Raw genomic sequence first — 13,813 nt, 5'->3', positions numbered from 1 at the left:
GCCATGCTGAAGATGCTGTTCAGTCCTCTCGATCGATTTCGACGCGACCATCGCGGGGCGGTGATGGTCGAGATGACTATCGTCGCGCCGCTAATGTTGTTCTTGTCGGCAGGGGTGTTCGAATTCGGCAACCTGATTCATGACAAGCTGCTGATAGAAGCCGGTCTGACCGACGGCGCCCGATATGCAGCGCGCTGCAACAGTCAGATGTATACCGACGCCGGCTTGGCGGCGATCAACTGCGCCAACATCGCAGCCAACATTGCGGTGTTCGGCAACGCGGGAGGCACAGGAAGCGCGCGCGTCGCCGGCTGGGGGACAGCGAATGTGACGGTTACCATCGCCGCCTCAGGATCCTGTCATGACGCAGTTGTTGCCGGCGTCACGAAATATCGTTCCACCACCGCACAGGTCTGTATCGTACGGGCTGCCGGCACTTTTGCCTACAATGGCATCGGCATGCTGTCGTTGATAGGCGTCAGTCCGATCACGCTCAGTGATTTTCATGAGGAGCGGTTGATCCGATTCTGATGATGATCAGGCGTTTCGCAAAATCGGAAGACGGCGCGGCGATGGTCGAGATGACCATCGTGTCGACGCTGCTGTTTGCTCTTCTGTTCGGTTTCGTCGATTTCGGTTATGCGCTGTACCAATGGAACGCTGCCACCAAGGCTGTCCAGATTGGAGCGCGGCTGGCCGCAATCTCTGACTCCGTTGCAACCAATCTGACAACTGCTGCGCCCACGGCGGTGCCCGGCGCTCCTGTTGTCGCTGGCGCTTACGGTCCGTTTGTCTGCAAGTACACCGGAACTACTGGCACATGCACCAACGGCGGTACATTCAATGCTGCTGCCTTCAGCCGTATCTTTCGCGGCGATACAACAAACACCAACGACGATACCTGCCCGACAATCACCGCAGCCCAGCGACCTACCACGCGGCCGGGCATGTGCCAATTCTTTCCGGGCCTGCTGCGCAGCAACGTGGTCATCACCTACACGGCCTCGGGCCTAGGCTATCAGACCCGGCTCGGCGGCCCGGTGCCGACAATCACCGTTAGTCTGCAGAACAGGACCTTCCGATTCTTCTTTCTGGGCGGACTGCTCGGATTTGGAAACATCTCCATGCCCTCCATGCTGAGCACGGTCACGGGCGAAGACATGAAGAGCACTTATCCATGAATGCGATCAACACCAAGGTTACACCGACCAAGCGAAAGCAGGTGGCGCTGTTCTCGTCGGATCCGAATTTCAAGCGCGATGTCGCGACGCGGCTTGATGCGCTGGCGATCTATGATGTTCGCATTTCAGAGACGGATGAGTTTCTCAAGGGGCCGCCGGCCGATACGCGCCCGGGCATCGTCATCCTCGATCTCGGCAATGGCGAATTGCTCGGCAAACCCGGCATCGTCGAGGCGCGTGCGCTGTGGGCTTCCGTGCCGCTGATCGCGGTTTCCGATGAGCTGACGTCGGAACAGACACGCGTTTTGGTGCGCATGAATGCCTCGGACTGGCTGCACAAGCCGCTCGACGGCAAGGAACTGCTCAACGCGGTGACCTTCCATGATACCGGCAACCAGGGAACGAAGAGCCGGATCATCACCTTCATCAGCGCCAGCGGCGGTGCGGGCGCCACGACGCTGGCACTGTCGGCGGCCGAATTCCTGGCCACGAAATCGGCTGAGCGCGCGGCTTCGACCTGCCTGGTCGATCTCGATTTCCAGAGCGCCAATTGCGGCGCCTATATCAACCAGTTCAACCAGTTCGACCTGACGGGCATCATCGCTCAGCCGGAAAGGCTCGATGTCGAGCTGATGGATGTCATCAAGCTTACGCGCCCGTCCGGTCTCACCCTCTATGCGTTCGAGAGGCCGCAACTGCCCTTCGAGCTGCGCGGCAGCGATTTCGTCTTCCGGCTCCTGGACCTCGTCGCTTACCGGTTCGACGACATCGTCATCGACCTGCCCAACATCGAAACGCCCTGGCACAATTCGGTGCTTTCGACGAGCGACGAGATCTTCATCGTCTTCGAACTCAACGTCGCTTCGCTGCGGCAAGGCAAGCGGCTCTACAAGAAGATCCGCGAGCTGCGCGGCAATGCGGTCAGCATCACGCTCGTCGCCAACAAGCACAAGCGCAAATGGTTCGGGAACCATTTCTCGCGCAGCGAACTCGAGAAGATCTTCAAGGCGCCGCACATCAAATCGGTCGCGCTGGACAACGCCCTTCTGACCGACGCCTTGAACCGGGCGATCCTGCCCGCCGAAGTGGATGGCCGGGCGCGCTTCAACAAGGATTTGAAGAAGATGTTCAAAGAGCGGCTTGATGACGCTGCCCGGTAGATATCGGATCGCCCCAGGGCTGGCCGGCGCTTGCGTGCTCAGCCTGGCGCTGATGCTGTCCGCCCAAGGCTCCGCTCAGGCGCGGTCGGGACTTTYGGACCGGCCGCCGTTGCCGGCAATGGGGCCCAGCCTGCGCAAGGCCGTTGCTTTCACAACCACAGAACAGCCGGGAACGATCATCATCCGCAAGAACGAGAAGGCGCTTTATCTGGTGACCCGCCAGGGCCAGGCGCTGCGTTACCAGATCAGCGTCGGGCGTGACGGATTTGGCTGGACCGGGGTGGTGAAGGTCGGAGCCAAGACGGAATGGCCGCAGTGGCGCCCGCCTCGGGAAATGCGCGCCCGCCAGCCGGAGCTGCCGGAACTGGTGCCCTCGGGCCCGTACAACCCGCTGGGCGCACGGGCGCTGTATCTGCTTCGGGACGGACGCGACACGCTCTATCGCATCCATGGCACCAATGATCCCTCAGGTGTAGGATTCGACGGTACGTCGGGCTGCTTTCGCCTTACCAACACGGATGTGATCGATCTCTTCAAGCGCGTGCCAATCGGCACCAAGGTGGTGGTTCAATGACGACGATCAGCGACCCGCATGTGCCGACTGTCTCCGCCGAGCCGCTTGAACCGCAACTGCTCGACAGGGATGCGAGCCGGTCGCGGCTGGCCATCGTGGTCGGCGTCGGATTGACATTGTTTGCCGTGCTGAACGCGACCGCCGCCATCTATCTCTACCGAGGCATCAACGACCTGCGCACCGTGGAGGGGCGTCTCGAGGAACTCGGCGCGTTCGAGCAGCGGATCGTTGCCCGGCTCGACACGGTCAACAACGGTTTTCAGAGCCGGTTCGAAAAACTGGACAGCCAGTTGCAGGGCAGTTTCAACGAAATCAACGGCAACATAGCCCGGTTGGAACAGAACCTTCCATTGGCCAGCGACGCTGGCGTCTCGGGCGCACCGGAACCCGTCGTCACGACGAGTACCGTGGCCGAAGCGTCTCCTGACACCGAAGTCGCGGCCGAACCCACAATTATCGATACACCGCGGCCCCCAAAGAGGAGGGTTGCCGCCGCGCCCCCTGCCCCTAATCCGGGCTACCAGCGAACGGAAACGCCGGACGGCAAGGTTTACTATCGCAAGATCAATTGAGGCGTGGCGAGTTCCGGCAAAGCCAAGTGCGCCGGACTAAATATCCCGTCCCAAAGTCAAGAGGCGCAAGGCCAGTGACTCTCCGCGCAGCCGCGTTTCGCGAAGGAAGGCGACATGACAGTACGCGCAGGCCGCGAAGCCCAGAATGAGCACCAGGCTGTTCTGCCAGGTAAAATCGATCTTCAGAGCAAATTGGAGGCTGTTGGAAATCGGAATTGCCGCCAGCGTGCTCGCCGTCTCCGAATGACTGCTGGCAGCGATCATCAGTCCGGCAAAGACCAGGGCGACGTGATTGGTCAGGAAGAAGGCGCTCGCCCGCCTCATGCGGCAAGCGCTCCAGCACATCATTGCCGCCGTAACCAGAATGACGGCATCGAGGGCCATCGAACCGCCGAGATAAAGGTCGACCTGTTGCCAGAACATCGCCGACAAGGGACGCAGTTCAATCCAGACCCTCCACATGGCGGGGCTGGCGGGATAGGCTCCGAGCAGCATGGTCGCGATTCGCTCGCACGCCAGAACCATCAGGATGAGAGCTGGAAAAGCGAAGAGTAATATCGGCCTGCGCTTCATGTTATCCTCGACAATCTGGCATCAGCATAGATCGCAGAGATTGCGCGAAGCTTAACGCTGGGGCGCCACTACGGCCGTGCTTGGGAGTTCATAAGGCAACCCGAGATTCAGCATCGGTCCTTGATGCAGCCGCGGCATGATCTTGGTCGGAACGTCATCAGATTTTCGACCGCGCGCTTTCGGCTCAGGCGGGCGTCACACGACCCTGCCGGCCTTGAGCCGTTTGTGCGTTTGGACTTTCCACATCAGGCGGCGTTTGGCCGAAGCCTGGTCGACCCCAATTTTGTGCTATTTTTGCTACATTTCCCAACCTTATGGCCGAAATCCCTAATTTAGATGACCCTAAATTAATATTCACTCACATATTTCTTGGAATTGTTGGATAGTCCCCTGAGACGGGCTCAGGCTTGGTTCAGCGCTCGAATAGGGCGTGGGGGAAACGTTGGGGCGGGTTAAATGAATACGACAAGCATCTCGACTATGGGCAGGCGCCTTGGTCTTTTGATGGCAGCTACGATGCTGACCTGTGCGAATGCGAATGCGCTTACGCTCAAGGAAGCAATGGCTGTTGCCGTCGAATCCAATCCCGAGATCGGCCAGGCCATAGAAAATCGCGAAGCAATCGAGTTCGAGTTGCGGCAGGCCAAGGGGCTTTATCTTCCCAGCGTCGACCTGGAAGCGTCGGCTGGAGCTCGTCGCCTCGACAACTCGTCGCGACGTGCACTCGACATAGAGCACGACGCGCTTTATCCGGCGGAAACCGATTTGACGGTTTCACAAACGCTCTATGACAGCGGCGCAAGGCGGGCCGAACTGAACCGCCAGGCCTCACGCGTCGACGGCGCATCGTTTCGTGTGCTGGAGCGGTCAGAGTTCATCGGGCTCTCAGTCGTCCAGGACTACCTCGAATACATGCTTCAGGCTTCGATCGTATCAGAGGCAAAGAAGAACCTGGGCTTCCATCAAGGGATTCTCCACGACATCCAGGAAGGCATCGCCGGCGGCGGGTTGAACGAGGCCGACCGGCAACAGGCCGAAGAGCGGCTGTTCGCGGCCAAGGCCCGCATGCAGGAAGCCTCGGAGGAGTTGGAGGCCTCAAGGATACGGTTCTTCAAGACAGTCGGGAAGCCGCTGACCAATGCATCGAGGCCGGCCGATGTTTCCGGCGCGCTGCCAAGGTCTCTGGACGATGCGATTGGCCTTGCGCGCGAGAGCAATCCGCGCGTCCATATGGCCAACAGCGATATCGCAGCGGCGGCCTCGCTGGTGGACGCGGCCCGCGCGAAATACGGCCCCTCGATCGTCGCTGAAGGCGTCGCTCGGGCTGGGTACGACATCGACGGCGACAATGGAGACACGTCCGACCTGCAAGCACGCCTGGTGCTGCGGTGGAACCTGTACCGGGGCGGCATCGACAAGGCCAACGAGCAGGAGCAGATCCGCCGCACCAGCGAGCAGCGGCTTGCCCAGCACCAGGTGCTGCGGGAAATCGAAGAAGCCGTTCGCACGTCATGGGATCGCCGCTTCCGGCAAGCCGACCTGGCAAAGACGCTGAAGCTGCAAGCCGCGTCCAGCGAGAAGCTGGTTGCGTCCTATCGCGAGCAATTCAAGGTCGGGCAGCGCTCGCTGCTCGATGTGCTGGATGCGCAGAATACGCGGTTCAACACGGCAACGCTGGCCGACACCGCATCCTACGCCTCTCTCTTTGCCCAGTATCGGCTTCTGGCAGCCACCGGGCAGTTGCTGAAAACGATGGACATCCGCCCGCCAAAGCAGGCCGCGGCCTACGCACGGACCGAGTTCGCGGCACCGGAAACGGCCGACACCGAGACCTATGCGCGGACCCCTTCGGAACAGAAGAATGACGTGCCGTTCGATATTCTGGCACCGGTCAGGAAAAAGTAAGCGGAGGTAAGGGTCGATCGAAAGTCCCTATGGGCGGATCGTGAACCAGCAACCCAACATCCTCTCCCCGAAGGAGGCGTTCAAGGCCTGCTTCTCTGCCGTTGCCGGCTATCTCGGCAGGCCGAGCGCGCAAACGGTGTTGTTCGCCGGCGTGCCGCTGTCGGACACGCGTATCGACATCGATGCCATCCGGCATATTGCCGAGCGCATCGGCCTTGAAATCACCGAGTTCAGCCATCGTGACTTTCTTCGGGGGCGCATCGACCTCCCCGCCATCGTCTTCCGTGTCAGCCAGTTGCCGGTTGCCCTGCTGGCCGAAAGCGAGGACGGCGCATTCACCACCGCTCCCCAGGAAGACGGCCGCGTAACCATCACGAAATCCGAGCTGGCCGCCAGCTACATCAGTGGCGGCGTTTCCTTCTCGATAACCTATGCCAACGCTGCCGAAGGGATGAACGTCGGTTCGGCACCGAAGATCGAGCGGCGACATTGGCTGACGGGAACGATGGGGCCGTTCTGGCGCACCTATTCGAAGGTTATCCTGTCGGCAATATTCATTAACCTCCTGGCCATCGCCTCGCCGATCTTCACCATGAACGTCTACGACAGGATCTTGCCGAACAAGGCAATATCGACGCTCTGGGTGCTGTCGATCGGCATCGGCGCGGTCATCCTGTTCGACCTGCTTTTGAAGACCGCCAGGGCGTCCCTCATCGATTATGCCGGGCGCAAGGCCGATCTGCGCATTTCCTATTTGCTGTTCGAGAAAGTGCTGAACTCATCCCTGTCGGCACGGCCAGGCTCGACGGGCGAATACGCAAATCGGGTGACGCAATATGAATTCGTGCGCGAATTCTTCACGTCGAACACCATCAGCGTGTTCATCGACACGGCCTTCGTGTTCATTTTTCTCCTGGTCATCTATGCGATAGGCGGCTGGCTGGTCATCATCCCGGCGCTGGCTTTCGTCGCGTCCGTGATCGTTGGACTGATCACGCAGCGGCGCATCGGGAAGCGCGTCGCGGCCTCGATGAACGAAGCCTCGCAACGGCAGGCCCTGCTGGTCGAATCCATCTCCACGCTGGAGACGATCAAGTCGCTGCGGGCCGAGGCGTATCTGTTGCGGAAATGGGCAGAGCATTCCAAGAACGCGTCCAACACGTCCGAGAAGATCAAGCAGCTTTCGGCGGCCGCCGGCAATATAACGCAGGCCATCCAGCAGATGGTCACCGTCGCCCTGATCGTGGCCGGCGCCTACGCCTTCTCGGAGGGACACGTCTCCACCGGAGCCATCATCGGCACCGTGATGCTGGCCAGCCGGGCGGTGGCCCCACTCGGCCAGATCGCCATCACCTTGTCCAGACTTCGCCAGGCCATGCTCTCCTTGCGCATGGTGAACTCGATCATGGCGCAGCCGGAGGATCGCCCGGATACGGTGGGTTTCGTCAACCGGCCCATTCGCAATGGCGCCATGGCGTTCAGGAATGTCGGCTTCATCTATCCGAACTCCGAGAACGAGGTCCTGACCGGTCTGAATTTCTCGGTGAAGCCCGGTGAGCGGATCGGTATCATCGGCCGCATAGGCTCGGGAAAGACAACCATGGGCCGGCTGATCGGCAGGCTCTTCCTGCCGACATCGGGCGAGTTGCTGCTGGACGGGATCGACATCCGCCAATACCACCCATCGGAAGTTCGCGCCGCGGTTGGGATCGTCGCGCAAGCCAACGATCTGTTTTCGGGCACCATCAAGGAAAACCTCCTGATGGCTTGCCCGGAGGCGACCGATGAGCAGATCGTCGAAGCGGCCAAGGCTGCCGGCGTCGACGATTTCGTCTCCCGCCACCCGCGTGGCTACGACATGAATGTCGGCGAGCGCGGCACCAATCTCTCGGGCGGCCAGCGACAGACCATGGCGATTGCCCGTCTGCTGCTGACCAAACCGAAAATCGTCTTCCTGGACGAGCCGTCGGGTTCGATGGATCTGGCTTCAGAGCGCCAGCTGATCAAGCAGCTCAAAGTGGCTTTCGACCGGAGCACGACGCTGATCATTTCGACGCACCGCTTCAGCATGCTCGAGCTGGCCGACCGTCTTATCGTCATCGAGCAAGGCAGAATCGTTGCCGATGGACCAAAGGATCAAGTGATACAGGCGCTGCAGAAAACAAACGCCTGAGAAACAGACTTATTGAACGCATTCAATGCGTTGGGGTTGTAGGACATGCTTGCAAGGGAAGACCGGCCGCCGCTCTTCGCGTCGGCGTCCTTATTCATCATCGGGGCACTCTTCGTGTCTTCCGTCGCCTGGGCGTCCTTTGCCGAGGTCGATGAAATCGCACGCGGCGACGGCAAGATCATACCCGCCTCGAAGACCCAGATCATCCAGGCCAGCGAGCCAGGCGTCGTTCAGGAAATTGCCGTGACGATCGGGCAGGTCGTCAAGAAGAACGACCTCATTATCCGCCTCGACAATACGTTCAACACCTCCAGTCTTGGCGAGCAGCAGGCCAAGGCGCGGGCTCTGCAGACGCGCATTGCCCGGCTCAACTTCGAACAGGCCGGCAATCTCGAAGGCTCATTTCCGTGCCCGTCCGAGATCCAGAAGGTTGCCCCGGAAATTTGCGACAACGAGCAGAAGCTGCTCGTCGCGCGCCGCGACAACTTCCAGGTCAAACTGTCGGYTCTCAAGTCGCGCCTCGATCAGCGCGAGAAAGAACTGGACGAAGCGACCGCCAATGCCGATCGCCTGACGAAGAATCTGGCCGTCAGCGACCAGGAGGCAAAGCTGGTCGAATCGATGGTCAAGAAAGGCCTGATGGCGCGTACCGAGCAGCTCCGCGTCGAGCGCGAGATGAGCGAGCTCAACGGCCAGCTGACGCTCGCTGGAGAAACCATCAAGAAAGCCAAGTCGGCCATCACCGAGGCCCGGCTTCAGGTCGACGAACTCGGCCTGCAGTTGCAACAAGAGGCGCTCGGCGATCTGACGCAGGCGCTGGCCGATCTCTCGGTGGTGGACGAGACGATACGCGGCGCCACCGACAAGGTGGCGCGCACGGACATCCGCTCGCCTGTCGACGGGATCGTCAACACGCTTGATATCAACACGGTTGGCGCTTTCGTGCAGCCCGGCGCGGTCGTGGCCGGCATCGTGCCGACTTCCGAGACGCTGCTGGTCGAAGCGCGGGTCTCACCACGGGATGTTGCCTTCATCCGGCCGGACCAGGACGCGCTGATCAAGATAACCGCCTATGATTTCTCGATCTTCGGCGGCATCGAGGGCAAGGTCTCCAACATCACCGCCGACAGCCTGGTCGACCAGAAGACGGGAGAACCCTACTACCAGGTGCGCGTCGCAACCGAGAGATCGACGCTGACGCGGGATGGCAAGACCTATTCGATCATCCCCGGCATGATCTGCTCGGTCGACATCAAGACCGGTCGCAAAACCATCCTCACCTATCTGATGAAGCCGATCAACAAGGCACGCGAGGAGGCAATGAGTGAACGATAGCGCCACCTCTCCTCCTGCCGATCGCGAACGGCTGCTTCCGCCCATGGCGACGGAGGATTTCGGGCTGGAATTCCGTGTCGTGGCGCGTGGCGGCACACGACGCGGCATTCGTCTGGAGCGGGCGTTCTGGACCTCGCTGAAGCAGATGGCCGAAAACCGCAAATGCACGATCGGCATGCTGATCGACGAGATCGCCGAGAGCCATGCCAACACAGGAAACCTGACATCGGCAATTCGGGTGGCCTGCATGCGCGGATTGGCCGACGAAAACCAGACCTTGCGAAGGCTCGCGTCGATCAAGACGATCAACGCCATTCTGGTCGCCTGTCCGTCACCAGCTTTTGCACTCTCATCGTCGAAGAGGATCCTGACCTTCAACGCGCCGTTCCAGCAACTGGTCAGGCGTCAATTGCCGGTGGCGCCAAACGAAGATGCGCGCCACGACCTGAAGCTTGCTCTGGACCTCAATGTCGCTGACATATTCGCGCGGCTCGACGCCAATGGCGAAACGCCGGTCGCCACCGGTTTCGTCATCGGCGCAGGCGACCGCCGCTACCGGGGGCAATTGAACGCGGTGCGAGCGCCGGTGATCGAGCCGGAGCTGCTGATGGCCTTCGTCTTCGGCGGCTGAAGCACGCCGCATAAATCCGTCTCGACGTGACGTGCCTCTGAGAAAGGCGTCCCCGAACCGGCTGCTTCGCTTGTCTTGGGAACGCTACTGCTGCAAGCCCTCGCCGGGTGCGACCGTCGCAAGACCGCCTTTGATCTCGGCAACTTGCGCCGCGCCGGGCCTGGTGCCGTGGATCCACGCGCGGTCGGTGCTGAACGAGTACAATGGTATGTAGTCGGGGAGATCGCTGTCGCGCAAGACGACGTTGCTCAGGCTGTCCAGGATGAACACACCGCTGCCGGTGCTGACCGACAGCACGGCGTGAAAGAAACCGCGCTTGCGGTCCTGCAGGACGACGAGCGACATGCTCTGTGCCGGAATGCCGGCACGCAGCAGCGCCGCCATCTTGAGAATGGCGAAATCCTCGCAGTCACCGGCACGCCGCTCGAGAATTTCCGAAGGCTTGGCCCAGTAGTCGAGCTTGCCGTAAACCACGCTGTCCTTCTTGTAGGCGATCGCGTGGTTAATGCTTGCGTTGATGAAGGACAGCTTGTCGATAAACCGCTTGTCCTTGGCAGCATTGACGATCGCGACAAAGAGGCTGTTCTTGCCATCGCACGCACTGCCCGTGGAACAGTCGACGATTGCCCTGTAGACCGGCGCCCAACGTGCCGAAACCGGAAAATTATGCATGGACAGCGCAACCGATCCGAACACGCCGGGAATGATCGCCGCCGTCTGGATGGGATCGATCCCGGCTTTGTCTTGCGTCGAAGAGCGGTTTTCCTGATCGACTGCGGCAGGACCATAGCTGGTGAAAACCATGCCGATCCTGTAGGCCGGGGCGGGCTTCCAGGGCTGCGGCCGCATGAGCGAAATGCCACCGAGGATGGAAGGCGTTTCGACCTTCGCCAGCAGCGCATCGGCAGGATCGACACGCGCCGGGAAATTGCTCGCGGACGACGGCTGCGGCAGGCTCATGATGCCGACCAGCAGCAGCAACGCCTTGAGCCCGATTGCCCCCTGGGCAGATTTTTCTTTTGTCATAACGCCCACCTTTGACTGTGGACGCTACCAATTCCGCCTCAAATTATTGGAAAGGAAGGTGGATAAATTTCCTGTACTTGATAACGCCTATTTTATGTAAAACTTTATACGAATTTATACTTCTGTTTACCAAGTGACCAGAGCCGATCTCCCTCAGAAGGATCGCATACCAGCCCATGTATATCCGGTTATATGGTTCGAGTTTACCACGCGTAAAAAATGCCGAAGCCAGCATATCGGAATATATGAAATGGATTGCATGATAGTTGCAAAGTAGAGGTGGCCACTGTCTCTTTCCGGGAAATGCCGAAGGGGTTTGGCCATGACAAACAGTAACGATTTGGACACCGTCTCTCATTCTTGGGACGAGCACTCTGAACACAGCGGACTGCCGTCGCAGGCGCAGATCCAGGTTGCCGAGGCAGCCCCGGCACAAAAGGCCGTCCCGGCGGCAGCCGAACCGGTTCCCGTCGATGTCGGCAGCGGCGCACCCGTCAAACCGGAAGCACCTGCGGAGGCGAAAGCGCCGGCGGCAGCCGCGCAGCACGAATATGTGGCCGACGCCAACCATGTGGTGAAACTCCCGGCCAATGTCTCGATCGACAACATCAAGGTCGACGGCCACAACCTCGTGCTCGAGCAGGCCGACGGTTCGGTGATCGTCATCAAGGATGGCGCGCTGAACGTGCCTACCTTCATCATCGGCGACGTCGAAGTGCCGCGCGTTGCCTTGATCGCGGCGTTGGAAGCTAGCCATGTCGATGTCGCCTTTGGCGCCGACGGATCGATGTCGGCAGGCCCAGGCGGTTCTACCTCGAGTGCGGGCGGAGACTTCTCGGTTCCTCCCGGCGGCATCGGTGATGGATTCGGCCTTTCGGCACTGTTGCCGCCGACGGATCTGGCGTTCGGCCAGCCGGAACATCGTGAACTGTTCCCCAGTCTCCTGCCCGACTCAACGCCGTCGATCATCGACCTGACGCCTTCCGTCGATGGCGGCGACACCACCGTCAATGAAAAGGGCCTGCCGGCAAGCTCGGGGTCGGAAGGCTCCGGCGAGGCGGCGGCGCCAGGCGCCGATGGCGATCCGTCGGAGCACAACACCGGCACCTTCACCATCGCCTCGCCCGACGGTGTCGGCTCGCTGACCATTGCCGGCCAGGTAATTTCGGGCGTTGCCCTTGCCGACAGTGCGTCGACGCCGATCAACATCACCACGCCGCTCGGCAACACGCTGACCATCAACGGCTACGACGCCAGCACCGGCCAGGTGAGCTACAGCTATACGCTGCAGCACAGTGAGACACATCCAGCAGGCAGCGATCCCATCTTTGACAACATGACTGTGACGGTGACCGACGCCGACGGCGACGTCTCCCTTCCGGGCACGCTCTCGGTCCAGATTGTGGACGACGTGCCTGTTGCGCATAATGACATCGCCACGCAGGCAACCGAGAACGCACCGGTGACGGTGAACGTGTTCGCCAACGACGTGCCAGGCGCGGACGGCGTCAACATCGCCGATCCGACCAAGGTCGCCTATGTGGCGAATTCGCTGACCGGCGGCGCCGGCGCGGTCACCTACAACAATGACGGCACCTTCACCTACACGCCGGCTGCCGGCGAGGAAGGAACCGTGACGTTCCAGTACCAGATCGTTGACGGCGACGGCGACCCGTCGACGGCAACGGTGACGATCAACCTGTTGAAGGACTCGACGCCCACGATCGACGTGACGCCTCAGAATCCGGATGCATCCGGCCACAGCGCGGCGAACGAAACCGGCCTTCCGCCGCATGACGGCCTGCCAGCGGGCTCCGGCGAAATTGCCGACAACGACGCCAACAACAACAGCGACACGAGCGAAACGACGACGGGCGCGCTCACGATCACCACGGGCAGCGACACGATCGGCCACCTCTATGTCACCGACAAGGACAATACCCAGATCGAGGTGACGAACGCGGCCGGCGGCATCCTGGTGCACGGCCAGTATGGCGACCTGACCATTACCGGCAGCACCCACGGCACCGGCGCGGCCGACACGGCCGGCGCCGACGGCATCGCCTCGATCGCCTGGACGGGCATCGCCGGCTCCACGGTGACGGGAACCTATGGCGTGCTGACGGTCGATGCCAATGGCGGCTACAGCTACCATGCCAACCCGAACGCATCGGGCACCGATGTGTTCGCCTACACCATCAAGGACGGCGACGGCGACACCTCGCCCTCGACACTGACGATCACGGTCACCAACGGCCAGCCACAGCCGGTCGCGGCGACGGTGCAGGTYGAYGARGCAGCTCTCGACACCAGCGCCATCGGCGATCTCGCCGCTTCGGCGGTGACCGGCTCCAATCCGGGAAGCACCGCCGAGACGGTGGCCGGCACGCTGACGCTGGGCGATCCCAACAGCCCGCACGTCACCAACATCGCAGGCGCCACCTCATCGGCCGTCGCCGGTGTCCCGGTCACGGTGCAGGGCACATACGGCCTGCTGCAGATCGACCAGGACGGKCACTAYACCTACACGCTGACCAAGCCCTTCGACACCACGCCCGACGCCAACAACAGCACCAACATCGAGGCCGGCAAGGACGTCTTCACCTATACCGTCACCGACAGCCTCGGTAACACCAACACCTCGACCATCTCCATCGACATCAAGGACGACGTCCCGACAGCC

At 61.0% G+C, this 13,813-nt stretch carries 12 protein-coding genes; 10 read left to right on the top strand and 2 right to left on the bottom strand.

What is annotated here, in order from left to right; translation table 11 throughout:
- Positions 1-3 precede the first annotated feature (3 nt).
- Genes AC1DPX_RS31730 through AC1DPX_RS31710 form a run of 5 tightly spaced genes read left to right on the top strand, consistent with a single transcriptional unit; the run spans position 4 to position 3,487 of the window.
- Positions 4-531, top strand: a complete 528-nt coding sequence (locus AC1DPX_RS31730; RefSeq protein ID WP_477241734.1) for a TadE/TadG family type IV pilus assembly protein — start codon at positions 4-6, stop codon at positions 529-531.
- Complete coding sequence (locus AC1DPX_RS31725; protein ID WP_477241732.1) at positions 531-1,181, top strand: TadE/TadG family type IV pilus assembly protein; 651 nt, start codon at positions 531-533, stop codon at positions 1,179-1,181. Before AC1DPX_RS31730 ends, AC1DPX_RS31725 begins: the two co-directional genes overlap by 1 nt.
- Entirely contained in the window at positions 1,178-2,341 is a 1,164-nt protein-coding gene (locus AC1DPX_RS31720; protein ID WP_477241730.1) for a CpaE/TadZ family protein, read from the top strand. The genes AC1DPX_RS31725 and AC1DPX_RS31720 overlap by 4 nt, the downstream gene beginning before the upstream one ends.
- On the top strand, positions 2,325-2,915 hold the full coding sequence (locus AC1DPX_RS31715; protein ID WP_477241728.1) for a L,D-transpeptidase: 591 nt from the start codon (positions 2,325-2,327) through the stop codon (positions 2,913-2,915). Before AC1DPX_RS31720 ends, AC1DPX_RS31715 begins: the two co-directional genes overlap by 17 nt.
- On the top strand, positions 2,912-3,487 hold the full coding sequence (locus tag AC1DPX_RS31710; RefSeq protein WP_477241726.1) for a hypothetical protein: 576 nt from the start codon (positions 2,912-2,914) through the stop codon (positions 3,485-3,487). Before AC1DPX_RS31715 ends, AC1DPX_RS31710 begins: the two co-directional genes overlap by 4 nt.
- Positions 3,488-3,523: 36 nt before the next feature.
- On the opposite strand, the gene AC1DPX_RS31705 is transcribed toward AC1DPX_RS31710, so the two are convergent.
- Positions 3,524-4,060, bottom strand: a complete 537-nt coding sequence (locus tag AC1DPX_RS31705) for a hypothetical protein (RefSeq protein ID WP_477241724.1) — start codon at positions 4,058-4,060, stop codon at positions 3,524-3,526.
- Between the two features lie 456 nt (positions 4,061-4,516).
- On the opposite strand from AC1DPX_RS31705, the gene AC1DPX_RS31700 reads away from it, so the two are divergent.
- From AC1DPX_RS31700 to AC1DPX_RS31685, 4 genes are read left to right on the top strand one after another with little or no spacing between them, the layout of a single operon-like run.
- Positions 4,517-5,965 (top strand): TolC family protein, encoded by a 1,449-nt coding sequence (locus AC1DPX_RS31700; protein WP_477241722.1) that lies wholly within the window; start codon positions 4,517-4,519, stop codon positions 5,963-5,965.
- A gap of 40 nt (positions 5,966-6,005) precedes the next feature.
- A complete protein-coding gene (locus tag AC1DPX_RS31695) occupies positions 6,006-8,138 on the top strand; it encodes a type I secretion system permease/ATPase (protein ID WP_477241720.1) in 2,133 nt (710 codons plus the stop codon).
- A 45-nt stretch (positions 8,139-8,183) separates the two neighbouring features.
- A complete protein-coding gene (locus AC1DPX_RS31690; protein WP_477241718.1) occupies positions 8,184-9,473 on the top strand; it encodes an HlyD family type I secretion periplasmic adaptor subunit in 1,290 nt (429 codons plus the stop codon).
- The gene (locus AC1DPX_RS31685; protein ID WP_477241716.1) at positions 9,463-10,104 is read left to right on the top strand and encodes a ribbon-helix-helix domain-containing protein; all 642 of its coding nucleotides are present in this window, start codon (positions 9,463-9,465) and stop codon (positions 10,102-10,104) included. Before AC1DPX_RS31690 ends, AC1DPX_RS31685 begins: the two co-directional genes overlap by 11 nt.
- Before the next feature lie 84 nt (positions 10,105-10,188).
- On the opposite strand, the gene AC1DPX_RS31680 is transcribed toward AC1DPX_RS31685, so the two are convergent.
- Positions 10,189-11,130, bottom strand: a complete 942-nt coding sequence (locus AC1DPX_RS31680; protein ID WP_477241714.1) for a transglutaminase-like cysteine peptidase — start codon at positions 11,128-11,130, stop codon at positions 10,189-10,191.
- A gap of 322 nt (positions 11,131-11,452) precedes the next feature.
- Between AC1DPX_RS31680 and AC1DPX_RS31675 the strand changes: the two genes are divergently transcribed.
- Positions 11,453-13,813: Ig-like domain-containing protein (locus tag AC1DPX_RS31675; protein ID WP_477241712.1), on the top strand; the 2,361-nt coding region annotated here is incomplete at its 3' end.

The sequence above is a fragment of the Mesorhizobium sp. 01N446 genome, assembly GCF_056399285.1.
The sequence above is the reverse complement of the archived record's forward strand: the minus strand, read 5'-3'. Positions and strand labels throughout refer to the sequence as shown.

Excerpts from the sequence above, each read along its gene's own strand:
- AC1DPX_RS31730 (WP_477241734.1), top strand. The coding sequence starts at position 4 with ATGCTGAAGATGCTGTTCAGTCCTCTCGATCGATTTCGACGCGACCAT.
- AC1DPX_RS31705 (WP_477241724.1), bottom strand. The coding sequence starts at position 4,060 with ATGAAGCGCAGGCCGATATTACTCTTCGCTTTTCCAGCTCTCATCCTG.
- AC1DPX_RS31680 (WP_477241714.1), bottom strand. The coding sequence starts at position 11,130 with ATGACAAAAGAAAAATCTGCCCAGGGGGCAATCGGGCTCAAGGCGTTG.
- AC1DPX_RS31725 (WP_477241732.1), top strand. The coding sequence starts at position 531 with ATGATGATCAGGCGTTTCGCAAAATCGGAAGACGGCGCGGCGATGGTC.
- AC1DPX_RS31710 (WP_477241726.1), top strand. The coding sequence starts at position 2,912 with ATGACGACGATCAGCGACCCGCATGTGCCGACTGTCTCCGCCGAGCCG.
- AC1DPX_RS31720 (WP_477241730.1), top strand. The coding sequence starts at position 1,178 with ATGAATGCGATCAACACCAAGGTTACACCGACCAAGCGAAAGCAGGTG.
- AC1DPX_RS31700 (WP_477241722.1), top strand. The coding sequence starts at position 4,517 with ATGAATACGACAAGCATCTCGACTATGGGCAGGCGCCTTGGTCTTTTG.